The organism is Methylococcus sp. EFPC2 (genome assembly GCF_016925495.1).
Lineage (GTDB): Bacteria > Pseudomonadota > Gammaproteobacteria > Methylococcales > Methylococcaceae > EFPC2.
This window is the reverse complement of record NZ_CP070491.1, coordinates 165,745-190,603: the sequence shown is the minus strand read 5'-3', so window position 1 is coordinate 190,603 and position 24,859 is coordinate 165,745. Positions and strand designations below refer to the sequence as shown.

The window sequence follows — 24,859 nt, the reverse complement described above, 5'->3', positions numbered from 1 at the left end:
TGCCATTCGGGCCGCTTTCCGGCCCGTATCCGTCGTTACCATCCATGGGACGGGATGGTAACTGGGAAACGCCCCTCACACCGACAAGTATTGCTTGACGGTCTGCTCGTCGAGCTCGGCCATGGCCCCGGACGCGACGCCGCGACCTTTTTCCATGATGAAATAACGGTCTGCGACCCGCCGGGCGAACGGCAGCTTCTGTTCGACCAGCAAGACGGTCACCCCCAGCTCCTTGTTGAGCCGGATGATCACGTCGCCGATTTCGTGCACGATGTTGGGCTGTATGCCCTCCGTAGGCTCGTCGAGTATCAGCAGCTTGGGGCCTATGGCCAGGGCCCGGCCGATGGCGAGCTGTTGCTGCTGGCCGCCGGACAAATCGCCGCCGCGCCGGTGCAGCATGCTCTTGAGCACCGGGAAAATCTCGAACACCTGCTCCGGGATTTTCTTGAGTCCATCCCTCCGCGCGCCCAGGCCTATCCTCAGGTTTTCTTCCACGCTCATCAAGGGAAATATCTCCCGGCCCTGAGGCACATAGCCGATGCCTAAAGCGGCCCTGCGCTCGGCCTTCAAGCCCGCGAGCGCGTGCTCACCGGCCAGCGTCATGGAACCCGAGCGGATGGGCAGCAGGCCCATGATGCATTTGAGCAGCGTGGTCTTGCCCACGCCGTTACGTCCCATAAGACAGCTGCACATGCCTTCCGGGACGGTCATGTCCAAATCCCAGAGGATGTGGCTTTCGCCGTAACACTGGTTCAGTCCGGCTAGCTTGAGCATCAGGCCCCCAGGTACACTTCGATGACGCGTGGATCGCGCTGCACTTCGTCCATGCTGCCCTCGGTCAGCACCGAGCCTTCGTGCAGCACGGTGACCTTGCGGGCGATGCTGCGCACGAACGCCATATCGTGCTCCACCACCACCACGGAATGCTTGCCCTCCAGAGACAGCAGCAATTCCGCCGTGCGCTCGGTTTCCTGATGGGTCATGCCGGCCACCGGCTCGTCCACCAGCAGCAGCCTGGGTCTTTGCATCAGCAGCATGCCGATCTCCAGCCATTGCTTCTGTCCGTGCGACAGCGCGCCGGCACGGGTGCGCCGCTCGTCGCTCAGGCCGACGGTGGCGAGCACTTCGTCTATGCCATCGCGCTGCTCGCCGGTCAGGCGGGCGAACAAGGTGCGCCACACCCGCTTGTCGGCATGCATGGCCAACTCCAGGTTTTCGAACACGGTCTGCTGCTCGAATACGCTGGGCTTCTGGAATTTGCGCCCTATGCCGGCACGGGCGATGGCGGGTTCGTCGAGCCCGAGCAGATCGATGGTCTGGCCGAAAAACACCGTTCCCCGGTCCGGACGGGTCTTGCCGGTGATCACGTCCATCATGGTGGACTTGCCCGCCCCGTTGGGGCCGATGACGCAGCGCAACTCGCCGTCGTCGATATAGAGGGTCAGATCGTTCAGGGCACGGAAGCCGTCGAAGCTGACCGTGACATCCTCCAGGTAGAGGATGGGGCCGTGCGTGGTGTCCAGTGTCGGATCGACGACGATCTCGGCCTGGTCCGGATCGATTTCGGGCGCTTCCTGTATCAGGCGTTCGTACATCATGACGCCGCCCCGCCGCGTCGGCGCATCAGGCCGACCAATCCGTCCGGCACGAACAGCGTCACCAGCACGAACAAGGCGCCCAGGGCGAACAGCCAGACTTCCGGCAGCACGGCGGTGAACACCGTTTTGGCGTAATTCACCAGGATCGCGCCGATGACGCCGCCGTACAGCGTGGCGCGACCGCCGACCGCGACCCAGATCACCAGCTCCAGCGAATTGAGCGGGGAGAATTCGCTGGGATTGATGATGCCGACCTGCGGCACGTAGAGTGCCCCGGCGACGCCCGCCAAGGCGGCCGAGCAAACGAAGACCCACAGTTTGAAATGCTCCACCCGATAGCCGATGAAGCGCACCCGGGCCTCCGCATCGCGTACCGCGACCACCACCCTGCCCAGCTTGGAATCGACGACATAACGACAGGCCAGATAAGCCGCGGCCAGCATCAGCGCCGTCAGCAGGAAAATGGCCACGCGCGTGCCGTCGGCCTGGAGGGCGAAGCCCAGGATGTCCTTGAAATCGGTCAACCCGTTGTTGCCGCCGAAACCCATTTCATTGCGGAAGAAGGCCAGCATCAAGGCATAGGTCAGAGCCTGGGTGATGATGGACAGATAAACGCCGGTGACCCGCGAGCGGAAGGCCAGCCAGCCGAACACGAAACCCAAGCCGCCCGGCACCAGCACGACCATGATGACGGCGAACCAGAACCGGTCGAAACCCAGCCAATACCAGGGCAATTCCTGCCAGTTGAGGAAGACCATGAAATCCGGCAGCTGCGCGTTACCGTAAACGCCGCGCTCGCCGATCTGCCGCATCAGATACATGCCCATGGCATAGCCGCCCAGTGCGAAAAACGCCCCGTGGCCCAGACTCAGTATGCCGGCGTAGCCCCACACCAGGTCGACCGCCAAAGCCAGCAGCGCGTAACAGAGATACTTGCCTACCAGGGTCAGGGTATAAGTGGAGACATGTATCGACGACGCTTCCGCCGGCAGCAGATTCAAGGCGGGAAGTAACACCGCGACCAGGGCCAGAGTGGCCAGAAACCAGCGGCCGCCCGGATCGTTTTCCAGCAATTTCGCAATGCCCATCGCCTAACCCTCCGCCGCCCGGCCTTTCTGCGGAAACAATCCGCGCGGCTTCTTCTGGATGAACAGGATGATGAAAACCAGGATGATGATCTTGGCCAGCACCGCACCGGCGTAGGGTTCCAGCAGCTTGTTGACCAGGCCCAGCGACATGCCGCCGACCAGCGTACCCCACAGATTTCCCACCCCGCCGAACACCACCACCATGAACGAGTCAACGATATAGGACTGGCCCAGATTGGGTCCCACGTTGGTGAGTTGGCTGAGCGCCACGCCGGCCACCCCGGCGATGCCCGAGCCGAGCCCGAAGGTCAGCGCGTCGACCCGGTCCGTCGGTATGCCCATGGCCCTGGCCATCGAACGGTTCTGCGCGACGGCCCTCACTTCCAGGCCCAGGCGGGTGCGTTTGAGGATCGCCAGCAAGGCGACGAATACCAGCAGGCTGAACACGACGATGTAGAAGCGGTTGAGGGTAAACGCCAGCGCGTGGTTGATCTCCACCGAACCGCTCATCCAGGCCGGCGTGGATACGCTGCGGTTGAGCGGGGAAAAGATCGAACGCACCGATTGCTGCAAGAACAGGCTCACGCCGAAGGTGGCCAGCAAGGTTTCCAGCGGCCGGCCGTAGAGGAAGCGTATGATGCCGCGCTCGATGGCGATGCCGACCAGGCCGGAGATCAGGAAGGCCGCGGGAATCGCGACGAACAGGGAAACATCCAGGTGATCCGGCAGCAGCCGCTGTACCACGTAGGTCGTATACGCCCCTATCATCATCAGCTCGCCGTGCGCCATGTTGATCACGCCCATCACGCCGAAGGTGATGGCCAGGCCTATGCCCGCCAGCACCAGCACGGCACCCAGGCTCAAGCCGAAGAACAGGGTTTCCGCCAGCCGGTTGAGCTGCAGTTCAAACTCGATGTGCTTGATCACGGCCAGGGCGGCGTTGCGGATATCCTCATCCGATTCCAGGTATTCGCCTTCGTCGTCCTTTTCGACCAGCGCGTTCAGCCGGTTGCGCGCTTCCTGGTCGAGCGTGCCTTCCAGGCTGCGGATAGCCACCAGCCGCTTTTCCTTGTCTGCACCGGCGATGTCCGCCAAGGCCAGGGCGAGGACGAGGGCTCCGCGCACCTTGGGATCCGCTTCCACTTCGAACTGCTTGCGCAGCAACTCGATGGCCGCTGCGTCCGCGCTCTGACTCATCGCTTCGACCGCTTTCAGACGCTGGGCGGGATCGTCCACACTCAGTTCCAGCCGGGCGATGAGTCCGTTGAGCGAATTTCTGACCGTGTTGTTGATGGCGATCTTCTTCACCTCGAAGCGCCCTTTGCTACCCAGGCTTTGCCCGCTCAAGGCGTCGCTGACGGCATAGCCCTCGTCCGCCGGCGTCGCGTAGACGACCCGGCCGTCGGCCTTGACCGCATAGAGCCGGCCTTCCAGCAAAGCCTTGAGCAAGCCCGGTACGCGGTCGTCGCGGATAGCGGCCACGACCTGCACCGCATCGCCCAGTTCGGCGAGCGGCGCATCCTTCAGCCGCGTCAAGGCCGCTGTCAGTTCCGGCGCCTCCACCGGCACCGCGTGGGCGGCATGCAGGCTCAGGGCCCACAGCAGCCCCGCCAGCCAGCGGCGCATTCGTGTCGTTAGCAATAACATGCTTCATCCTCCCCGACCTCGGGCCGGGTTGCGGTTCGTAACAGCGTCGTGCGTCCGCCCAGCCCATAGCCCGAGCGTACGCGAGGTATAGAGCCATCCCTGGCAGCTTGATCCGTGTCGGACACTCGTCCGTAGTTCCTAAGCAGCCGAGCCCCTCTCCCAAAGAGAGAGGGAAGCACCAAGCCCGCAGTCGGCTTACGGGCACTCCCGCTAAGCCGACCTACGACCTGACCCAAACCAGGATTTCAGTATTTCTGCCCCGAGCATTTCTTTGTCTTGGTGTTGTAGTTGCCGCAGCTGATGGGCGGGGTCCAGTCGGCGATGATGGGCTTGCTCTCCGGCAGATAGTCCGACCAGGCGTCGCCGTCGACCAGGCCCTTGGTCTGCCAGACGGTCTGGAACTGGCCGTCCTCCTGGATTTCGCCGATCAGCACCGGCTTGGAGAGGTGATGCGCCTTGTTCATCTTCGCCACCCCGCCGGTCAAATTGGGAAACTCGGTCCCGATCAAGGCTTTCTCCACCGCGTTGGTCTCGGTGGTGCCGGCCTTCTCCACCGCCTTCACCCACATGTTGAAGCCGATGTAATGCGCCTCCATGGGGTCGTTGGTCACCCGCTTGGGATTCTTGATGAATTTCTGCCACTGGGTGATAAAGGCGGCATTCGCCGGCGTGTCGACGCTCATGAAGTAATTCCAGGCGGCCAGATGGCCGACCAGGGGCTTGGTGTCGATGCCGGAGAGCTCCTCCTCGCCGACCGAGAATGCGACCACCGGGATCTTGTCGGCGGCGATGCCCTGGTTGCCCAGTTCCTTGTAGAAAGGCACGTTGGCGTCGCCGTTGATGGTGGACACCACCGCCGTCTTCTTGCCGGCCGAGCCGAATTTCTTGATGTCGGCCACGATGCTCTGCCAGTCCGAATGGCCGAAGGGCGTGTAATTGATCAGGATGTCCTTGTCTTTCACGCCCTTGGATTTCAGGTAGGCCTCAAGAATCTTGTTGGTGGTGCGCGGGTAGACGTAGTCCGTTCCGGCCAGCACCCAACGCTTCACCTTGAGGTCGTTCATCAGGTAATCCACCGCCGGGATGGCCTGCTGGTTGGGCGCGGCGCCGGTGTAGAACACGTTTTTGGACGATTCCTCGCCCTCGTATTGCACCGGGTAGAAGAGCAGGCCGTTCAGTTCCTCGACCACCGGCAGCACCGACTTGCGCGAAACCGAGGTCCAGCAGCCGAATATGGCGGCCACTTTTTCCTTCTGCAGCAGCTCGCGGGCCTTCTCCGCGAACAGCGGCCAATTCGAAGCCGGGTCCACCACCACCGGCTCCAGCTTCTTGCCGAGCAGGCCGCCTTTCTTGTTCTGCTCATCTATCAGCATCAACACGGTGTCTTTCAAGGTGGTTTCGCTGATGGCCATGGTGCCCGACAGCGAGTGCAGGACGCCGACCTTGATGGTGCCTTCGGCGCGGGCGGTGGACGCGAGCGTGGCGGCGAACAGGCCGCAGGCGGCCAGCAGGCCGAAATGACGCAGGCTGAACTTCTTCATGATGACTCCTTGGGAATGGGGAGAAGACTTAGATCTGCAACTGGAAACCCAGCTTGATGGACGAAACGCGGTCGCCGGAAGCGCTGCTGCTGTAGTCCAGCCCCTTGGTCAACAGGTCGCCGTATTCATAAAACAGCATGACCTTGGCATTGTGGCCGTCGATGATGTAATTGAGGCCGGCTTCGTAGACGTCGCGCGTCGGGCTGGCCACCGGCGCGACGTTCACGTAGCGGAGGTAAGGCTGGAATTGTCCGATGCCGATTTTCTCGGGAATCAGGTACATGCCGCTGACGTCGTACGCGTTGCCCTCGAACATGGCGAACCCGCCGCCGGCCAGACGTGAGGCCATGCCGTAACCCTTGATGCCGTAGTTCTTGTATTCGCCGTTGACCGTTACCACGCCCCAGTTGTCGGGCAGGTTTTGCTCGTACAGCACGTCGACCGAGGTGCCGCGGAATTGTCCCTGGTCCTCGACGGTACCGGCGCCGTCTTCCTGGTATTGATTGGAAACGGCCAGGGTCAGGATATCGCCGCCCTTGCCGTAGTAGGTGCCGGAGGTGTAGTAGCCGGGATTTTTCTCGACGTCGAGGAAGTTGAGCGCAAAGCGCTGGGCGTAGAGGATGTTGTCGTCCCGGTTGGCCCCGCCGCGCAGACCACGGAAGAAACCCGCTGCGTATTGGAAGCGGCCGCCGAACACCGAACCCCAGAGGGTCGCGCCGTCGTCGCGGCCGAAAGAGCCGGCGGAGGTACCGTCGGACTTGATGGTCAGGTTGAAGTCGGCCGGCTCGAACGGCGTGCCGGCGCCGAAGACGTTGTACACCGCGCTGTAGAACGGACCGTTCATCTCGCGCCGCTCTGCCGGCACCAGCATGCGGCCGGCCCAGACATTGAACCAGGGCTCGTACTCGAACTTGGCGATCGCATCCAGCACCCGCACCTCGCCGCCGTTGCTGCAAGTCTGGCAGTCGGTGTTGAATTCCAGCTTGAGATATTTGTGGATCTGGCCGTTCAGATAAAGACGGATATTGTCCAGGCTGAAGTCGTTGCTCCACTTGCCGGCATGGGCGGCCTCTTCGGTGGTGGTGAAGCTGGTGCGCAGGCCCGCGCCTACGCTCACCCACTTGGTGTCGTCGATCTTGAAGGTAGCCCCGGCCTGCGATTCCGGCCCGTAGCCCGTGCCGGCCAGCAGCCCGAGCGCCAGCGCGACGGCGACCGTGCGCCCGTTCTCCGTCCGCCGGTTGACTAAGTTTGCGTTTTTCATTTGGAATCCCCTGGATGGTTATATGGCGCCTGGGCATCGCCTTGCCCGTACCGGTAGTCCGCGATTCCCGCTAGGGAAATGGCGGCCCGCCGCACGTCCGTTCGGGGTCCATTAGATTTCTGCGGCTTTATCTCAACAATCAGTCAAATGACGTATGCCTGAACACGGATTTCGGCCGTAAAGTTGCCTCGGACACGGGGACAGTCAGCGGGCGCCTAGGCCCAGCACACACGAGAGCAAACGACATGAACACGCGATGGCTGTTGCCGCTGGCGTCGGGCCTCCTCTTGACCGGCTGTGCCGCGGGGCTAAAACCGGAGGGCTCGCCTCCCCGGCCCGAAACGGTAGGCCGCATCCTCTTGCGCCTGCCGCCGGAAAACCTGTCCGAGCGCGGCTCCCGGCTCGATGCCGACAAGCTGGCCGCCGCAATAAGCGGCAACCTCGCCGCGTGGGGTTATCCGGTCACGACCGATGCATCCGTCGATCACAGCCATGTCATGGAGGCGAAAGTCGGCGCGGTGGAAAGTGGCGGCACGCCCACCGGCTTTTCTTTCAGCGTCGGCGACTCGGACCCGCGGGCACGGGGCTTCCAGAAGGCGGAGGTGGTGACCGTCGTCTGCACCCTGCGCGCCATTCGACGCCCGACGGAAAACGCCTATCTCAAGGAGCCCTTCGTCGCCGACGAGGTGCTCAAGCGAGGCGCTCGCGCCAAGGGCGAACAAGCGCTGTTCGACGCCTACGTCGACCACATCGGCACGACCTGCTTCAACCTCCTCGGCGAATTGAAGATCCGCCACCGCCGGCCGGACCCGCAGATCACCCCAAGCGGCTCGACGGGCACCTGGTTTCCGGAAGTGCGCATCGAGGTCACCGACCAAGGATCCACTCCCCCACCCGCATCGTCCCCGGCCACCGGCGGGTGGCCCCGACCGGCGGAGCAACCCTCGGATAACCTAAACCCGCCGCTGCGGACCGAAACGAAGCAAGGTGAAACCCGCAAGCAAATGATCATCCACAACCAGGGCAGCCCGATCATTCTGGAGTTCGGCTACGAACGGAAATAGCCGGGGGCGTTCCTTCATCGAGCCAGAACCGCGGGAGCGGGCCTTAGTCCGCCGGCGTCGCGGCCTGAAGGCTGCTCCCGTCAAGACCTCGCGCCCAAGCTTGAGACATTCCGCACCGTTGTGTAGCGCAACTTGCCCCGACGGCTCGCATGGCCGCCACGGACCGCCCGGAGGCTAGCCGCACCGGCGTGGGTCCATTATTTGCTGGTTTGTATCCTGGCCCGCGGATCGGCTAGACCGACCGCCCTTTCGACATGCCTCACGACCCACACGGGAACCTAAGCGTGGGAAACCATAGCCAACAATCCATCGCCAAGATCCGCCGCGACTACAACACCTGGGTCGCCAACGAAACCCTGGAAGACTACGCCTTGCGCTACGCGCCCCGGTCGTTCCGCAAATGGTCGGAATTCCGCGTCGCCAATACCGCCTTCGGCTCGGTGTCCTTCCTGGTTCTGGAGGCGATCGGCGGGGCGCTGACCCTCAGCTACGGTTTCACCAACGCCTGCTGGGCCATCCTCGCGGTGGGCCTGATCGTGTTCCTCACCGGCTTTCCTATCGCCTATTACGCCGCCCGCCACCACGTGGACATGGACTTGCTCACGCGCGGCGCCGGTTTCGGCTATATCGGCTCGACCCTGACCTCGCTGATCTATGCCGCCTTCACCTTCACCCTGTTCGCGCTCGAGGCCTCCATCATGTCCCTGGCGCTGGAGATGTATTTCCGCATCCCCCTCGCCGTCGCCCACCTGGTGAGCGCGCTGGTCATCATTCCCCTGGTGACTTACGGCATCACCAACATCAATCGCCTGCAGCTATGGACCCAGCCGGTCTGGCTGCTGCTGCTGATAGCGCCCTACTGGGCGGTATTCCACAGGGATCCGCAAGCCCTGGCCGGACTCGCCGCTTTCGGCGGACACGGCGCGCATCCGGCGGAATTCGACTGGCTGAAGTTCGGGGCGGCGGCGACCGTGGCCTTCTCCATGGTGGCGCAGATCGGCGAACAGGTGGATTTTCTGCGCTTTCTGCCGGACAAGACCCCGGCCAACCGCGGGCGCTGGTGGACCGCAACCATCCTGGCCGGTCCGGGCTGGGTGGTCATGGGCATGGCGCGCCAGTTGGGTGGCGCGCTGCTGGCCTACCTGGCCATACAAAGCGGCGTGCCGGTCGAGCATGCCCACGAGCCGACCCAGATGTATCTGGCCGCCTACCTGGACCTCCTGGGCCAGCCGGAATGGGCCATGGCGGCCACCACCCTGCTGGTGGTGATCTCGCAGATCAAGATCAACGTGACCAATGCCTATGCCGGCTCGCTGGCCTGGTCGAACTTCTTTTCCCGCCTGACCCACAGCCATCCGGGCCGCGTGGTGTGGTTGGTGTTCAACGTGATGATCGCGCTGCTGCTGATGGAGCTCGGCCTGTTCGGCGCACTGGAGCGCGTGCTCGGCCTGTTCTCCAACGTGGCGATCGCCTGGATCGGCGCGGTGGTGGCCGATCTGGTCGTCAACAAGCCGCTGGGACTGAGCCCGCCCCTGGTCGAATTCAAGCGCGCCTATCTGCCGGACATCAATCCGGTGGGCGTGGTGTCGACCCTGGCCGCTTCGGTCATATCCATCGCCGCCTTTCTCGGCGCGTTCGGCACTACCGCCCAGGCGTTTTCGCCCTTTCTCGCCCTGGGCATCGCCTTTCTGCTCGCCCCGGTGATCGCCCGGATTACGCGCGGACAGCATTATCTGGTGCCCGACCGGGCGGCGCGCGAAAGCGCGGTGACGGATGCCGGCTGTTGCATCTGCGGCAACACCTTCGAGGCGGAGGACAAGGCTTATTGCCCGACCTATCAGGGCAACATCTGCTCGCTGTGCTGCAGTCTGGACGCCCGCTGTCTCGACAGTTGCAAGCCCAACGCGCGGCTGGACGACCAGTTGCGCCAGTTCGCCAAACGCTGGCTCGGCTGGATCGGCGTGAGCGCCGCGCTGAAGCTGCGCATGCTCAAGTACACCCTGGTTTATCTGCTGCTGGCCGCGGTGACGGGCGTGTTCGTGGGCGTGATTTATTACCAGGACATCCTGGCTTTGGGTAACGCACCTATGGCCGCCGTGCTGTACGGAAGCTATGTCAAGGTCATCGCTTGCTTGTTGGTATTCCTGGGGCTGGGTACCTGGTGGCTGGTGCTCAACAACGAAAGCCGCCACGTGGCCCAGGAGGAATCGACCCGGCAAACCCGGCTGTTGCTCAAGGAGATAGCCGAGCATGGCAAGACGGATGCGAAACTCAAGGAAACCATGGCTTTGGCAGACCGGGCCAATCGGGCCAAGAGCCGTTTCCTCAGCGACATGAGCCACGAATTCCGCACTCCCTTGAACAGCATCCTGGGTTACGCGCAATTGATGAAAAAAGACGCCGCCATCCCGCCGCACCGGCGCGAAGCGGTCGACATCATCGAGCGCAGCGGCGAACACCTGTCCCAGCTGATCGAGGACATCCTGGACATCGCCCGCATCGAGGCGCGCAAATTCGACCTCAAGCGCGAACCCGTGAATCTTCCCGCCTTGCTCGACCATCTGATCCGCATGTTCAAGCCGCAGGCGGAAGCCAAGGGGCTGGCGTTCCGTTGCCAGGTTTCCGACCGCCTGCCCCGGCGCATACGCGGGGACGAAAAGCGCATCGGCCAGGTGCTGATCAACCTGCTGCAAAACGCGATCAAGTTCACCCGGACCGGCGAGGTGGTGCTACGCGTCGGCTATGGCGGCGAAGTCGCCGTGTTCGAGGTCGCCGATAGCGGCGAAGGCATACCCGAGGACGCCTTCGACGCCATCTTCCAACCTTTCAGCCGCCTGCGCGGGGGACGGGGCAACGCGGTTTCCGGCAGCGGCTTGGGCCTGACCATCAGCAAGATACTCACCGAAATCATGGGCGGCGAGCTCAGCGTGAAGAGCGTGCCCGGACAGGGAAGCACCTTCAGGGTGAAAATGTTTCTGCCGGACCTGCTGGCGGTGGAAAGCCCGGAAGAAGAGCACATCGCCGGCTACTCGGGACGCCGGAGGCGCATACTGGTGGTCGACGACCAAGGCGAACAGCGCACCCTGCTCCGCTCGGTCCTGGAGCCACTGGGTTTTGTGCTGAGCGAGGCGGAATCCGGACGGCGCTGCCTGGCGTTGACGGCACTGGAACCGCCGGATCTGATCCTGCTGGACCTGCAACTGGACGACCTGCACGGCACCGAGGTGGCGCGGAAGCTGCGACAGTCCGGTTACGCGGCGCCCATCGTCGTGGTCAGCGCCAAGGCCTACGCGACGGATCGCAAACGCGCCCTGGCCGCCGGATGCGACGATTTCATCGCCAAGCCGCTGCAAATCGGCGAATTGCTCGCCAAGATCCGTCTGCACCTGAGTCTGGACTGGATCGGCCACGGCTCGGCGCCGGCGCCCGCCCGCTCCGAAGCGGTCGCGCCCCTCCTCATGCCGCCAGCGGCGGAGCTCGCGCAACTCGCCAAATATGCCCGCATCGGCGACTTGCGCGGCCTGACCGACCATCTCCAGCGACTGGCTGCGGACGATTTCGCCTATCTGCCCTTCGCCATGCGGGTACAGGGCATGGCGAAGGCATTCCGGCTGGCCGACATCAAGCAATTGCTCGGTGCGGGATGAGCAGCTTCTCTTCCGCGAACGGCCCGGGCACGGTGATGATCGTCGACGATGCGCCGGGCAATCTCGCCCTGCTGTCGGACGCCCTGCAGGAAGCCGGCTATCGGGTGCTGATCGCCACCGACGGGATTTCCGCGCTGGAACAACTGGCCTACGCGACGCCCGACATCATCCTGCTGGACGGCATCATGCCGGGCATGGACGGCTTCGAGACCTGCCGCCGGCTCAAGCTGAATCCCGCGACCCGGCGCATTCCCATACTGTTCATGACCGCCTTGAGCGATCTGGACAATTTGTTGCGCGGCTTCAACGAAGGCGCCGTGGATTACATCGTCAAGCCCTTCCGCAACGAGGAGGTGCTGGCCCGCGTCGGCGCTCAACTCACCCAGGCGCGGGCCGCGCAACGGGCGGAGCAGGCCTTGTCGCAAGGCGGATTCGCCGCCCTCGCCGTCGACGCGAACGCCGGGATCACGTGGCTCACGGCGGAAGCCGCGCAATATCTGCACGACCTGGCCGGCGACCGCGACGGCTTGGCCGGTGTCCTGCCGGCGCCGCTGCATGATTGGGCCAGGCGGGAGATGCGCTGCGATGCCGCCGCGCCGGAAATCTGCACGCTATTGCGGGATGGAGTCCGCTACTCCGCCGCGATCGCACCCTGCCAAAACTCGGGGGAATACCTGGTATTGCTGCAACGGCGGTCAGCGGATTGGGACATCGACGCCGTGCGCGGCAGCCTGGGGCTGACCTTCAAGGAAACCGAGGTGCTCATGTGGATCTCCCGCGGCAAGACCAACCGCGATATCGGTCTGATCCTCGGCTGCAGTCCTCGCACGGTGAACAAGCATCTGGAACATATATTCGAGAAGCTGGGGGTGGAAACCCGCAGCGCGGCGGTCGCCGTGGTCATGGAAAGAATCGGCGGCTGATCCGGTGAGCCGCGGCGTGAACCGTATCATCACCCCGCCCCATAAATTGATGCTTTTTCTCAAGATTGTTATAGTTTCGCCGCTTTGAACAGCGCCAATTAGGTGAAACCGGCTGTGTGCATCCGGCGGCGAGTTACGCCCCCGCGCGATACGCCCTCCCGACTCGCTGTTTTGGCCTGCGATCCCCTCCTGTTTTCCTTGTCAACCAACGAAAACTTTTTACCCGGCGGGGACGCGCTGCGTAAGCGGTCCAGAGCCACGGGTATTGCCCGCGCGGCTCTTCGAAACAACAGAACATACCCGAACGGGCCGGTAAACCGGCCGGATGCTCCCGAACGGATGAATTGCTGCACTCGAGAAGAACAATTTACAAGAACTAAGGGTTCAAGCGCTCGACCCATGATGAGCGTAACCAGCGTCTAGGCCAGGGAGAGCAGGGTCCTGCTTCAAGAACCGGGGCCCGCGTATCGATCCGCATGCTGGTGGATTTCCAAAACTCCAACGAATAAAGACTGCGTCCAGTTATGCCCAATATCTTAATCACGACGGACAGCCCCCATTCCAGAGGAAATCCCCGCGCGTAAAGCTCGCCCGCTTTCTCGGCCAGGCGCTAAAGGAACAGCCGAATGAAAAGAATGTTAATCAACGCCACCCAGCCCGAGGAAATCCGGGTTGCCCTGGTGGACGGACAGAAACTGTACGACTTCGATATAGAGATACCTTCCAAAGAACAAAAAAAATCCAATATCTACAAAGGCACCATCACCCGCATCGAACCCAGCCTCGAAGCCGCCTTCGTCAATTACGGCTCCGAACGCCACGGTTTCCTGCCCTTCAAGGAAATCTCCCCGGCTTATCTCAAACACTCGCCCGACGAGGAATACAGCCGCCGCGACATCAAGGACTTATTGAGGGAAGGTCAGGAAGTCGTCGTCCAGATCGAAAAAGAGGAGCGCGGCAGCAAGGGTGCCGCACTGACCACCTATATCAGCCTGGCGGGCAGCTACCTGGTGCTGATGCCCAATAATCCCCGCGCGGGCGGCATCTCGCGGCGCATCGAAGGCGACATCCGCAGCGACATGCGGGAAGTGATGAGCGCGCTGGAAGTCCCCGAGGGCATGGGCCTGATCGTGCGGACTGCCGGTGGCGGCAAGACGCCGGAAGAGCTGCAGTGGGATCTGAATTACCTCCTGCAACTGTGGGAAGCGATAGACCGCTCGGCGCAGGAAAAGTCCGCGCCCTTCCTGATCTTCCAGGAAAGCAACGTCATCATCCGCGCCCTGCGCGATCACCTGCGCGCGGACATCGACGAAATCCTGATCGACAACCCGGCTACGCACAAGCTGGCCTTGAGCTTCCTGCAGCAGGTCATGCCGCAGTTCATCCACAAGGCCAAGCTGTACCAGGATGCCGTACCGCTGTTCAGCCGCTACCAGATCGAGGCCCAGATCGAGACGGCTTACAGCCGCGAGGTGCCCCTGCCCTCCGGCGGCGCCATCGTGATCGATCACACCGAGGCGCTGACCAGCATCGACATCAATTCGGCGCGCGCGACCAAGGGCAGCGACATCGAGGAAACCGCGCTCAACACCAACCTGGAAGCGGCCGACGAGATTGCCCGCCAGTTGAAGCTGCGCGACCTCGGCGGCCTGTTCGTCATCGACTTCATCGACATGATGGCCGCGCGCAACCAGCGCGCGGTGGAAAACCGCCTGCGCGACGCGGTCAAGTCCGATCGCGCGCGCATCCAGATCGGCCGCATCTCCCGCTTCGGCCTGCTCGAACTTTCGCGCCAGCGCCTGCGTCCCTCGCTGGGTGAAGCGACACTGATCACCTGCCCGCGCTGCAAGGGGCAGGGCAGCATACGCAACGTCGAATCCCTGGCCCTGTCGGTGCTGCGCCTGCTCGAAGAAGAGGCGATGAAGAAGAACACCGACAAGATCATCGCGCAGCTGCCCATCGAGTCGGCCACCTTCCTGCTCAACGAGAAGCGCTCCATCATCGAGCAGATCGAAAAACGGCAGGAAGTTTCCATCGTCATCATCCCCAGCCGCCACCTCGAAACCCCCGCCTTCGACATCCAGCGCATCCGCAGCTCGGCACCCGAGGAAGAGCAGGAGCGCAAGCCCAGTTACCAGCTCATCAAGAAGGAAGAGCCCTCCCTCCCCACTTATTCGAGGGGGACCGGCCCCGCCGGCGCCGAGCAACCGACGGTACGCGGCATCCTGCCGCCCTCCCCCGCCCCGGTGGCCCCGGCCAAAGCGGGACAGCCGGCAGCCGGCGGCGGCCTGATCAAGCGCTTCCTCAACATATTCACGGGCGGAAAAGAGGACGAGGAAGCCAAGCCGGCCGAACCCGCCGCCGCCCTCCCCCCGCGACGCGCACCGTCTGCGGAGACCGCGGGCGAACGCGGCGGACGACCGAGCCGTCCGGAACGCCCGCATCGCGAGCGGCCGGAACGCCAGGAACGTCCAGAACGTCCAGAACGTCCAGAACGTCCAGAACGTCAGGATCGTCGCCCGCCGAAGCCGGTGCCCGCAACCGTCGCACATGCACCGGCTCACGCCTTTGTTCCCACCGCCGTCGGCCTGGTTGAAGTCGATAACCTGCCTGCTACCGACACCTCACCCGAAAGCGAAGACAGCCGAGGGCGCGACCGCCGCGACGGCCTCCGGCGCGGCTCGCGTCGCCGGCGCGGTCGGCGGGGCGAAGGCGCTTACGGCCGCAACGGCGGGGGTGAGAGAACCGAGAACGTCGAAACCTTAGACGCGGAACCGAGCGAGGATGCCGACGCGTCGGAAAGCCGCGCCGTCGACACAGAACAGGCCCCGCGGGCATTTGTTCCGCCCGCGCCTTTCGTCGCCGAAGGCGAAGCCGAGGCGCCCATCTCCGCGGACACCGTATCACCCCAGGCCGCTCCGCGCCGGCGGCCGCCCCGCGATCGTCACGTCCGTCGCGAACCGCACACGTATATCGACTGGGTAGAACCCAGCGTGGACGCAGCCGAAGCAAGAGCCGAGGCACCGGCTGAAGCCGGCGCACAAGCCGTAATCCCGGAGCCCGTCGCGGAGGAAGCTGCACCCCAAGAGCGGCCGCTACCTCCCGCTGCCGACGAAACCCCGAGCCCCACCGAGGCGGATGAAGGACCCGCAACCGTGACGGAATCGACCGCCACGGACGTCGAGTGGCCGCTGCCGGAGCACGCCGAACCCTTGGCGTATCCGCCCGAGGCGGCAACGGAAAGCGGTGAATTCGGCGACGAGCAGGAAGAGCAGACCTTCGAGTCCACGGAAGCGGCGGACGAGGCCGAAAGCACCGACGCCGAAGAAAGCCCCGTGCGCGAACGACGTCCGTCGAATCGTCGACGTGGCGGACGCGGCCGGCGCGGTGGCGAACGGCGCCGCCTCCCGCGCCCCGAGGGCGAAACCGGCGGGGAACCGGCTGCGGAAACCACAGACGGCGGGGAGGCTCCGGCCCCGACGCCAGAAGAACCGAGGACGATTCCGCCGCAAACCGAAGACTGATCGGAAAACCGGCTCAGCGCCTCTCAACGCAAACCCCGACACGGCATGCCGTGTCGGGGTTTGCCGTTTTTGCCCCCCGATAATCCGGCTAGTTTTTTAGCCCGGTCCCCCGCCGCAGCAATAGCAAGGCCCAGACGGTCAGGACAAGAATGAAGCCGCCGGTGATGGCGAAGGCATGGCCGAGATGCACGTCGCTCACGCCGAGGAAGCCGTAGCGGAATGCATTCACCATATAGAGGATGGGATTGCCCAGCGAAAGGGTACGCCAGAACGGCGGCAACAGTTCGATGGAATAAAACACCCCGCCCAGGTAAACCAGGGGGGTGAGCACGAAATTGGGGATGATGGAAATATCGTCGAAACTGTTGGCGAAGATGGCGTTGATGAAACCCGCCAGCGAAAATAAGGTGGCCGTGAGGACAAACACCGCCAGGATGATCTCGGGATGAGCCGGCCTGAAGCTGCTGAAACTCATCGCCACCGCGGCCACCACGCCGCCCACCACCAGGCCGCGGGCGATACCGCCGCCCACATAGCCGGCCAGGATGACCCAATCGGGCACCGGGGCGACCAGCAGTTCCTCGATGTGGCGCTGGAACTTGGTCGAATAGAACGACGACACCACGTTGCTGTAGGCATTGGTGATGACCGTCATCAGGATCACGCCCGGCACGATGTAATCCCGGTAGGCCAGGCCGTCCATCCGGCCTATGCGCTCGCCGATCAGGGTGCCGAAAATGAGGAAATACAGGGAGGTGGTGATGGCCGCCGGCAGCACGGTCTGCGGCCAGATGCGGACGAAGCGGTGTATCTCCTTGTACAGGATGGCTTGAAGAACGACGCGGTAGCTCATGACGTATGCCGATTCGGTGACGGGCGCTTATCCAGCAGATTGACGAAAAGCTGCTCCAGGCGATTGGAAGCGTTGCGCAGTCCAGCGACCTGCACGCCGTGGGCACCGAGGGCGTCGAATAAGCCGTGCACGCCGAGCGCCGTCGGCACGTCCGCTTCCAGGGTCAGCGCATCCAGCCGGCGCAAGACATAACCCGGCACTTCCGGCGCGGCATCCAGCGGACCTTGCAATTCCAGGATGAACCGGTTGGTCGTGAGCTTGGCCAGCAAACCCGGCATGTCGCTGTGTTCGACAATCACGCCGTGGTCGATGATGGCGATGTTGCGGCACAGATTTTCAGCCTCTTCCAGATAGTGCGTGGTGAGGATGATGGTCGTGCCTTCGCCGTTGATGCGCCGGAGAAAATCCCACATGGCACGGCGGATTTCGATATCGACACCCGCCGTCGGTTCGTCGAGGATCAACAACTTAGGGCTGTGCACCAGGGCGCGGGCAATCATCAGTCTCCGCTTCATGCCGCCCGAGAGCTGGCGCGAGACCTGATCGCGCCGATCCCACAAATCCAGTTGTTCCAGGCTGGCCTGCGCCCGCCGCCTGGCCTCGCGCCGCGCTATGCCGTAATAGCCGGCCTGATTGACGACGATGTTGCCAACCTTCTCGAACTGGTTGAAATTGATTTCCTGCGGCACCAGGCCGATGCAACGCTTGGCCGCATCGCGCTCGCGGTCCAGGTCGTGGCCGAACACCGTCACCGTGCCGGCGGTCTTGTTGACCAGCGAGGAGACGATGCCGATAGTGGTCGACTTGCCGGCGCCGTTAGGCCCCAGCAAGGCGAAGAAATCCCCGGCCGGCACGTCCAGGCTGATGCCTTTGAGCGCCTCGAAGCCATTGGGATAACGTTTGTAAAGTGATCTCAGAGACAGGGCATTCATACCGGGATCAAATTTTCGGAACGGGTCCTTGGGTTAAAATGGCGTTCGGGCCGGCGATTCTAGCAGAATGCCTCCTTCTCAATCCGCGTGGAACCACCAGACCGTGAGCAACCAGACTCCCCCCGAACTCGTCGCCGCCATCGACCTGGGTTCCAACAGCTTTCACATGATCGTCGCCAGCCTGCGCAAGGGCGAACTGGTCATCGTCGACCGCCTGCGCGAGATGGTTCGCCTCGGCGGCGGCCTGACGCCGAACCGTAGCCTGACGATCGAAGCCCAGCAAAAAGCCATCGACTGCCTGCAGCGCTTCGGCCAACGCCTGCGCGACATGCCGCCGGGCAGCGTGCGCGCCGTGGGTACCAACACCCTGCGCATCGCCCGCAACGCGGACGCCTTCCTGGAACTGGCCGAACGGGCTCTGGGCCATCCCATTGAAGTCATCGCCGGCATCGAGGAAGCCCGCCTGATCTACCAGGGCGTGGCCCACAGCCTGGCGACCGACGGCCAGCGACGTCTGGTGATGGACATCGGCGGCGGCAGCACCGAATACATCATCGGCGTCGACAAGACGCCCTTGCAGAAAGAAAGCACGCACATGGGCTGCGTGTCGATGAGTCTCTCTCACTTCGGCGACGGCAAGCTCACGCCCAAACGCATGAAACGGGCGGTGATCGCCGCGCAAATGGAGCTGGAGCCGCTCCAGCATACCTTCCGTCACGGTGCGTGGAATGAAGCCGTGGGCGCCTCCGGCACGCTCCGCACGGTGGAAAAGCTGCTGATGGCCCACGGCTGGAGCAAGGACGGCATCACGCTGGATGGCCTCGGCAAACTGGTCGACGCGCTGCTCGCCGCCGGCCACATCGACAAGCTGCCGTTCGCCGAACTCAGCCTGGACCGCAAACCGATACTGCCCGGCGGTGTCGCCATCATCTACGCCACGTTCAAGAGCTTGGGGATTCCGCACATGAAGGTCGCGGATGGCGCCCTGCGGGAAGGCCTGCTTTACGACCTTCTCGGGCGCATCAAGCACGAAGACGTACGGGCGCGCACCGTCAACGCGCTGGCCGCCCGTTATCACGTGGACGGCGAACACGCGGCGCGCGTCCGTCAAACCGCCCGCGATTTCTGGTCCCAGGTCGCCGCCTCAGCAGGCATCGTCCGCGAAGCCGGCGAGCAATGGCTGGACTGGGCCGCCGAACTGCACGAGATCGGCCTGGATATCGCCCACAGCGGATACCACAAACACAGCGCCTACATCGTGGAAAACGCCGACTTGCCCGGCTTCTCCCGCCAGGATCAAAAGCTGGTCGCCACCATCGTCCGTGCGCATCGGCGCAAATTTCCCCAAAAGCTGTTCAAGGAACTCGTGGCTCCCTGGAATACCGCCGCCCGCCCAATCGCGCTGGCCTTGAGGCTGTCCGTGCTTTTGCACCGCAGCCGCAACATCGCCAAACTGCCACACATCCGGATCGACCTGACCGACAAACACCTGAGCCTGCGCTTCCCGGCCGGCTGGCTGGACGAGCACCCGCTCACCGCCGCCGACCTGGAGCGGGAGGCGGAATATTTGAAGGCCGCCGGCGAAACGCTGGATTACAGTTGACTTCAGACCTCAAACAGCGGAGCGCGGCCCCGCAAGCGCTGCACCTGAACGCGGAAATCCCATGAAAATACTTTATCTGCATGGCTGGCAGTCCGTCCCTGGCGGGGTCAAACCGGGCTATCTGGTCGAGCACGGCCACGAACTCCAGCAACCGGCCCTGCCCGCCGACGATTTCGACGAGGCGGTGCGGATCGCCCAGGCCGAGTTGGATAGCCACCATTCCGACCTCGTGGTCGGTTCGAGCCGGGGCGGCGCCGTCGCCATGAACCTCTCCGCCGGCGGCAGGCCTCTGGTTCTGTTATGCCCCGCCTGGAAGCGCTGGGGCGTAGCAAGCACCGTCGAACCCGGCACCTTGATCCTGCACGCCCCGGCCGATGACGTGATCCCGTATGCGGACTCCGTGGAACTGCTGAAAAACAGCGGTCTGCCAGACTCGTCATTGATCAGCGTCGGCAACGACCATCGTCTGGCCGACGCAGAGTCCTTGCGCGCCCTGTTGTCGGCGGTGGAACGGGCCGGCTCGCGACGGCTCCTTTGATACGGCATGGGCCGGTGTTGCCTGCCCCGGTTACGCCGCACCCTCCAGTGGTCGGATTAGACACCACCGTCTCGCGCGCTAGGCCCCCATCCCCGCGCTGACTTTCGCGAGATGCGTTCCGTATACGACGAAGCCACCCTCTTTTTTGCTTGCGCGAGCCCGTTACGGCTGAGGGTGACTATAAAATTTCACAATTTGTCTGTTAAATTGTCATCGTCGATCACCATCATACGGATACCAAGCCATGGCCAAGAATTCACTTCCCTCATCTAAGGACGCAGTAATCGGCAAAACGGAGACGACCGGCGAGGTCCCCGAGTCGAAAGCCGCCGCCACCCCGGCAGCAACGAAAGCGGCTGCCAAGGCCCCGGCCAGCCCGGCTGAGCCGAAACCGGCGGCGAAACCCGTCGTATCCCCCGTCGTCACCCAAACCGTCGAAACACCGCCTGCCGCAAAGACGGCCCCTAAGCCTCAGGCCAAAGCGCCGGCCAAATCAGCCAAGTCCGATGAAGCCAAGCCGAAAACCGCGCCGAAACGGACGGCCACGCGCAAAGCCAAGAGCACAAGCGCCCCGGGCGGCGAACCAGGAGCGGTGGAGATCGACGCCTGGATCAAGGAAGCTGCGTATTATCTGGCGGAAAAGAGAAATTTCGCCCCCGGTTATGAAGCCGAGGATTGGGAACTGGCCCGCGCGCAGGTGCTGGCCCGTCTGGCGGAAAGCAAAGCCAAGGGCTGAATCCCACCGCCGCTCAACGCCCGCTTTCATGCGGGCGACGGCTCGGCAAGACTTGCCGGGCCGCGTTGACATGGGCGACGCTTAAAACCTGTCGCCGTCATGCCGGTCGCCGCTGCGACAAAGCGGACGGCATGCTCATAGAGCCTCTCGCCCCGTCGACCGGTGCCCCGGCTGCAAGCACCCCCTGGGCCTACGAAACCAAAGTCTGCGCGCTTAAAGCCGTGAGCCCATGGACGAAGCCCGGCACGAGGCCGGGCTTCGCTGGGACCGCTCTCTGCCCTTGTACGATTAGGCCTTGCGGCGACGCAGGCCGACGATGCCGGCCAGGGCCGAGCCGAACAGCCAGACGGCGCCCGGAACGGGAACCGGCGCGGTCGCGGTGAGTGCGATGGTGCGGTCGATGCCGTCGGCCGGATGCTGCACGTTGATATAAGCCTTGTTCGGGTTGAACAGGTCGAAGTACAGACCGGTGCTTTCCGCACCCGCCGTGGTCAGGCTGATCCATTTGCCGATGCCTTCGGCCACGCCGTCATGGTTCTCGTCCTTGGCTAACCAGACGTCTTCCACGCCGCCGTCCTGGTCTTCGACGATGTAAATGTTGCCGGCAGCGTCGATGGCTAGGTTGTCGGGGTTCTTGAAACCCGCCGCGCCGGCAGAGCCGCCGGTGGCCAGGTCGAGCGTGTCGGTACCGGCGAACAGCTTGACCTCGTTGGTGCCTACGTTCAGCGAGTAGACGCGTCCGCGACCGTTGCTGCTGACGCCGTCGTCGTCGGAATCGGTGGTGGTGAAATAGAGGAACTGGTTGCCATTGGCCAGCGTCTGGATTTCCAGATCCTCCGGACGGTTGTAGCCGGTTCCCAGGACACTGGCGTTGTCGGCCGTGGCGCGGCCGTCGACGGTGCCGTCGGCCAGCACGGTGGAAATGCCGGCCAGGGCGCCGCCGTTGAGGTCGGTGATGGCTTCCCAACTCCCGATACCGGTGATCGCCGGACCATTGTTACCTTCGAACTGGCCGCCCGCGCCCACCTTCAGCGCGAAGGTCTGGCCGGCCGCGAAAAAGTCGGCGCCACTGGTGGCGTTCGGATTGGCGGAAACATATTTATAGATCGAGCCACCGTTCAGTTCGTCCACGAAATACAAGGCCTTGGATGCGTCGAAGGCCAAACCTTCATGGGATACGCGCGGGATGACGCTGCGCTGCACGAAGTTGGCGCCGCTGGCGGTGGCCGTGGTCGGGTCGGTCACCTCGAACAGACGGCCCTTGGTGCTGCCGGCGCCCCAGGACTCCTCGGCGGTCAGATAGCCGCCCCAAGGCGTCCAGCGGGATGCGTCGCCGGCAACGAAGCCCTGGGTACCCGGAGCGACGATCGTCGTGGTGCGCGTGTTGTAGTTGCCGTCCCACAAGTCGATGCGCTGCACGCCGCCGGTGCCGGTCTCGAACGGAGCGAACAGGTAGCGGCCGGCGTTAGGACCGGTTTCGTTGGCCGCAATCATGTCCCAGTTGCCGGAATTTGAACCGGGAACCAGGGTGTTCTGGGTGGCGCGGTCGGCGATGGTTTCCTGGCTGAAATTCGGCGAAGACAGCCGGTAAGGCTTATCCGACCCCGGATTGAGCGGCGTGGTGTCTCCGACCAGGGGAGTGAAGTCGTCGAACAGGGTGTCGGCGGCGAAAGCGGACGGGCCGGCCAACAGCAAGGCGATCGCCGCAGCGATCTTGGTGGTAACGTAAGGAGTGCTCATGTAGGCCTCTTGATCGAGCAGTTAACGGTAGGCTTCGATACTCGAAGCCGCGGCAAGGATTCCTGTCGCTCCGGCCGGCTTTTCCCTCTAAGAAAATTCCAAAACGCCGGAGCGCTGCCTTTGTAGGCTAAGCAGATGACAAATGGGTTTAGGTTCGGTTAACAGTTTGTGACGACTTCATGACATGCCTGGGCGCGGTCGTGAAAAGGCCCGGTAGCGAAGCCCACTATGCCGCGGCGTCGATCGACCGGTTTGCCGTCGGCGAAACCGGCCGAACCAAAAAGGACCGCTGAGCGGTCCTTTTTGTGGGCAACTTGCGCCGGGATTTCTCCCAGGCGGCCTCGCAGCGAACTAGGGCAGCGGATGCTGCTCCAGATTCTTCTCGACGATTTCCTGATGGACCGAGAAGACCTCGGATGAATTCGGGTCGACGACTACCCGCAGCCAGTGGACGTCATCGGCACCGAAGGTTTCCACGCGGGTGAGGTTTTCGATGCGCCGCTTGCTGAGGCTGCCCAGCACCGGCTTGTCCACGCGGAAATAATGCGAATCGCCGTGCGCGAGCACGACCGGCTTTTTGAACCTGACGGCTTCGGCCTCCAGATCCGCGAGCACTTCCTCGAAACCGCGCCGGCCGGCGCTGCCTTTGGCCAGTTCGAAACCGGGATCGGCCTGGAACAGCAGCAACACGCCCTTGGCGTCTTCCGCCTTCGCCTGGGCGAAAGTCTCCTGGATCCAGGCGCGGGCTGCCGCGATGCGGCGCGCCACTTCCTCGTCGTCGGCTGCGGTGCGGGACGCAAACGGCGCCAGGGCGTTGTTGCTGCCCACGATGTGCAGCGTCGCGAACACGACGTGCTGCTCCGTCCAGCGCGTGTTCTCGACGAATTCCGCATAGTCGGGATCGGCCGCCTGGGTTGCGACCGTCATGGTCTTCCGGCCCAGCGTCTGGCCCGGTACCGGATAAAACAGTTCGCGCAGCTTGGCCAAACGTTCCAGCGGCGGATAGGAACCGTTGTTGGCGCGGTGGCAATCGGTCCATTCGTTGTCGCCGGGCGTTAAAACGAAGGGTATCTCGAAACGCTGAAAGCGCTGTAGTCGGTCCTCCAGTACCTCGTCCGAGCACAAGGTGGAGCCGTTCTTGATGTCACCGGCATGCAAAACCCATTTCAGTTTCCGATCGGCGTTGATCTCCGCGATCACGTTGTCGAGCTTCCAGAAGTCGGCCGGCGCATAGGGAACGTCGCCGATCAGGGCGAACTCGAATCGGCCGTGGCCGCGGGCATCCTGATGCTCGGGTGCGGCGGCAGCGGCCTGGACGGTCATGGCCGCGCAGGCGGCGGTGAAAAGCAAGGACTGGATGAATTTCATAGGGCTTGATTCCGGTTGGGTGAGCGTGGAAGGACGGCGGACGATCCGGGTCCGTTCCTGACTTCAGCGCGGTGTTCAAGTGCCACCGCAGCACGCGGGCAATTAAGCGCGCGCTCCGTTACGGTTACGCTACAAATCGGTTACGGGTTCTTGAACCCGGATTTTTCGCGCCCGCCCCCTTGATCGGCATCCGTGCCGCATGGCCGGAATTATTTGGTTTTACCGGAACCGGTGGTTAAGATGCCCCGGAGACCACCGCGCCAGGCCGGTTTCAAGCAGCCGGGCGCCCCGACTTACGCAGGTATCCGTATGATCACCCTCACCATCAACGGCAAACGCCATTCGGTCGACTTGCCCGGCGACACCCCGCTGCTCTGGACTCTGCGCGACCACCTGGGGCTCACCGGGACCAAATACGGCTGCGGCATCGCGCAGTGCGGCGCCTGTACGGTGCACATCGACGGACAGCCGGCCTTCGCCTGCATCACGCCGATCGCGTCCCTGGCCGGCAAGAATGTCGTCACCATAGAAGCCATAGGCGATGACCCGACCGGCAATGCCATACAAGAAGCCTGGCTCGCGCAAGGAGTGCCGCAATGCGGTTATTGCCAGCCCGGCCAGGTGATGGCGGCGACCGCCCTGCTCAAGCGCACCCCCAAACCCAGCGACGCCGACATCGATGCGGCGATGAGCGGCAACATCTGCCGCTGCGGCACCTATCCCCGCATACGCGCCGCCATCAAGCTGGCCGCCGGCCACACGGGACACGGCACAGCCACCACGACGGTGCTCGCCT

At 63.5% G+C, this 24,859-nt stretch carries 17 protein-coding genes and 1 pseudogene; 8 read left to right on the top strand and 10 right to left on the bottom strand.

The window, feature by feature from the left end; all coding sequences use genetic code 11:
* Positions 1-75: 75 nt before the first annotated feature.
* The 6 genes from urtE to JWZ97_RS00770 all read right to left on the bottom strand — a co-directional run bounded on the left by urtE (position 76) and on the right by JWZ97_RS00770 (position 7,135).
* Complete coding sequence (urtE, locus tag JWZ97_RS00795; protein ID WP_205432668.1) at positions 76-774, bottom strand: urea ABC transporter ATP-binding subunit UrtE; 699 nt, start codon at positions 772-774, stop codon at positions 76-78.
* Positions 774-1,598: an urea ABC transporter ATP-binding protein UrtD gene (gene urtD, locus JWZ97_RS00790; protein WP_371822551.1), complete on the bottom strand. Its 825-nt coding sequence runs from the start codon at positions 1,596-1,598 to the stop codon at positions 774-776. Before urtD ends, urtE begins: the two co-directional genes overlap by 1 nt.
* The gene (urtC, locus tag JWZ97_RS00785) at positions 1,595-2,686 is read right to left on the bottom strand and encodes an urea ABC transporter permease subunit UrtC (protein WP_205432666.1); all 1,092 of its coding nucleotides are present in this window, start codon (positions 2,684-2,686) and stop codon (positions 1,595-1,597) included. The genes urtD and urtC overlap by 4 nt, the downstream gene beginning before the upstream one ends.
* 3 nt (positions 2,687-2,689) lie before the next feature.
* Positions 2,690-4,333: an urea ABC transporter permease subunit UrtB gene (urtB, locus tag JWZ97_RS00780; protein ID WP_205432664.1), complete on the bottom strand. Its 1,644-nt coding sequence runs from the start codon at positions 4,331-4,333 to the stop codon at positions 2,690-2,692.
* 245 nt (positions 4,334-4,578) lie between these two features.
* Positions 4,579-5,874, bottom strand: coding sequence for an urea ABC transporter substrate-binding protein (gene urtA, locus JWZ97_RS00775; protein ID WP_205432662.1), 1,296 nt, complete (start codon positions 5,872-5,874; stop codon positions 4,579-4,581).
* Positions 5,875-5,902: 28 nt separating this feature from the next.
* Positions 5,903-7,135, bottom strand: a complete 1,233-nt coding sequence (locus tag JWZ97_RS00770; RefSeq protein WP_205432660.1) for a hypothetical protein — start codon at positions 7,133-7,135, stop codon at positions 5,903-5,905.
* Between the two features lie 245 nt (positions 7,136-7,380).
* Between JWZ97_RS00770 and JWZ97_RS00765 the strand changes: the two genes are divergently transcribed.
* From JWZ97_RS00765 to JWZ97_RS00750, 4 genes are all read left to right on the top strand, one after another.
* Positions 7,381-8,199 (top strand): hypothetical protein, encoded by an 819-nt coding sequence (locus tag JWZ97_RS00765; protein ID WP_205432658.1) that lies wholly within the window; start codon positions 7,381-7,383, stop codon positions 8,197-8,199.
* A 284-nt stretch (positions 8,200-8,483) separates the two neighbouring features.
* Positions 8,484-11,846, top strand: coding sequence for an ATP-binding protein (locus JWZ97_RS00760; RefSeq protein ID WP_240342415.1), 3,363 nt, complete (start codon positions 8,484-8,486; stop codon positions 11,844-11,846).
* Entirely contained in the window at positions 11,843-12,769 is a 927-nt protein-coding gene (locus JWZ97_RS00755; protein WP_205432654.1) for a response regulator transcription factor, read from the top strand. Before JWZ97_RS00760 ends, JWZ97_RS00755 begins: the two co-directional genes overlap by 4 nt.
* A 626-nt stretch (positions 12,770-13,395) precedes the next feature.
* A complete protein-coding gene (locus JWZ97_RS00750) occupies positions 13,396-16,293 on the top strand; it encodes an Rne/Rng family ribonuclease (RefSeq protein WP_205432652.1) in 2,898 nt (965 codons plus the stop codon).
* Between the two features lie 88 nt (positions 16,294-16,381).
* Here the strand turns inward: JWZ97_RS00750 and JWZ97_RS00745 are convergent, their stop codons facing one another.
* Both JWZ97_RS00745 and JWZ97_RS00740 read right to left on the bottom strand, forming a co-directional pair.
* Positions 16,382-17,146: an ABC transporter permease gene (locus tag JWZ97_RS00745; RefSeq protein ID WP_205432651.1), complete on the bottom strand. Its 765-nt coding sequence runs from the start codon at positions 17,144-17,146 to the stop codon at positions 16,382-16,384.
* Complete coding sequence (locus JWZ97_RS00740) at positions 17,143-18,078, bottom strand: ABC transporter ATP-binding protein (protein WP_205432650.1); 936 nt, start codon at positions 18,076-18,078, stop codon at positions 17,143-17,145. Before JWZ97_RS00740 ends, JWZ97_RS00745 begins: the two co-directional genes overlap by 4 nt.
* 103 nt (positions 18,079-18,181) lie before the next feature.
* Here JWZ97_RS00740 and JWZ97_RS00735 point away from each other — a divergent pair, with 103 nt between their 5' ends.
* The 3 genes from JWZ97_RS00735 to JWZ97_RS00725 all read left to right on the top strand — a co-directional run bounded on the left by JWZ97_RS00735 (position 18,182) and on the right by JWZ97_RS00725 (position 20,955).
* Positions 18,182-19,681: an exopolyphosphatase gene (locus tag JWZ97_RS00735; RefSeq protein WP_371822550.1), complete on the top strand. Its 1,500-nt coding sequence runs from the start codon at positions 18,182-18,184 to the stop codon at positions 19,679-19,681.
* Between the two features lie 61 nt (positions 19,682-19,742).
* Positions 19,743-20,219, top strand: coding sequence for a hypothetical protein (locus JWZ97_RS00730; RefSeq protein ID WP_205432649.1), 477 nt, complete (start codon positions 19,743-19,745; stop codon positions 20,217-20,219).
* A 244-nt stretch (positions 20,220-20,463) separates the two neighbouring features.
* On the top strand, positions 20,464-20,955 hold the full coding sequence (locus JWZ97_RS00725) for a DUF2934 domain-containing protein (RefSeq protein WP_205432648.1): 492 nt from the start codon (positions 20,464-20,466) through the stop codon (positions 20,953-20,955).
* Between the two features lie 288 nt (positions 20,956-21,243).
* On the opposite strand, the gene JWZ97_RS00720 is transcribed toward JWZ97_RS00725, so the two are convergent.
* On the bottom strand, positions 21,244-22,695 hold the full coding sequence (locus tag JWZ97_RS00720) for an alkaline phosphatase PhoX (protein ID WP_205432647.1): 1,452 nt from the start codon (positions 22,693-22,695) through the stop codon (positions 21,244-21,246).
* A 351-nt stretch (positions 22,696-23,046) separates the two neighbouring features.
* Positions 23,047-24,063 carry a metallophosphoesterase gene (locus JWZ97_RS00715; protein ID WP_205432646.1) on the bottom strand — a complete coding sequence of 339 codons (1,017 nt, stop codon included), beginning with the start codon at positions 24,061-24,063 and terminating at the stop codon, positions 23,047-23,049.
* 309 nt (positions 24,064-24,372) lie between these two features.
* On the opposite strand from JWZ97_RS00715, the pseudogene JWZ97_RS00710 reads away from it, so the two are divergent.
* Positions 24,373-24,816, top strand: a pseudogene (locus tag JWZ97_RS00710) ((2Fe-2S)-binding protein); the annotation flags it as partial.
* Positions 24,817-24,859 lie beyond the last annotated feature (43 nt).

Coding starts and splice junctions, on each gene's coding strand:
- urtD (WP_371822551.1), bottom strand. CDS start 1,598: ATGATGTACGAACGCCTGATACAGGAAGCGCCCGAAATCGATCCGGAC.
- JWZ97_RS00745 (WP_205432651.1), bottom strand. CDS start 17,146: ATGAGCTACCGCGTCGTTCTTCAAGCCATCCTGTACAAGGAGATACAC.
- urtA (WP_205432662.1), bottom strand. CDS start 5,874: ATGAAGAAGTTCAGCCTGCGTCATTTCGGCCTGCTGGCCGCCTGCGGC.
- JWZ97_RS00715 (WP_205432646.1), bottom strand. CDS start 24,063: ATGAAATTCATCCAGTCCTTGCTTTTCACCGCCGCCTGCGCGGCCATG.
- urtB (WP_205432664.1), bottom strand. CDS start 4,333: ATGTTATTGCTAACGACACGAATGCGCCGCTGGCTGGCGGGGCTGCTG.
- urtE (WP_205432668.1), bottom strand. CDS start 774: ATGCTCAAGCTAGCCGGACTGAACCAGTGTTACGGCGAAAGCCACATC.
- JWZ97_RS00770 (WP_205432660.1), bottom strand. CDS start 7,135: ATGAAAAACGCAAACTTAGTCAACCGGCGGACGGAGAACGGGCGCACG.
- JWZ97_RS00720 (WP_205432647.1), bottom strand. CDS start 22,695: ATGAGCACTCCTTACGTTACCACCAAGATCGCTGCGGCGATCGCCTTG.
- JWZ97_RS00725 (WP_205432648.1), top strand. CDS start 20,464: ATGGCCAAGAATTCACTTCCCTCATCTAAGGACGCAGTAATCGGCAAA.
- JWZ97_RS00765 (WP_205432658.1), top strand. CDS start 7,381: ATGAACACGCGATGGCTGTTGCCGCTGGCGTCGGGCCTCCTCTTGACC.
- JWZ97_RS00740 (WP_205432650.1), bottom strand. CDS start 18,078: ATGAATGCCCTGTCTCTGAGATCACTTTACAAACGTTATCCCAATGGC.
- JWZ97_RS00750 (WP_205432652.1), top strand. CDS start 13,396: ATGAAAAGAATGTTAATCAACGCCACCCAGCCCGAGGAAATCCGGGTT.
- JWZ97_RS00730 (WP_205432649.1), top strand. CDS start 19,743: ATGAAAATACTTTATCTGCATGGCTGGCAGTCCGTCCCTGGCGGGGTC.
- JWZ97_RS00755 (WP_205432654.1), top strand. CDS start 11,843: ATGAGCAGCTTCTCTTCCGCGAACGGCCCGGGCACGGTGATGATCGTC.
- urtC (WP_205432666.1), bottom strand. CDS start 2,686: ATGGGCATTGCGAAATTGCTGGAAAACGATCCGGGCGGCCGCTGGTTT.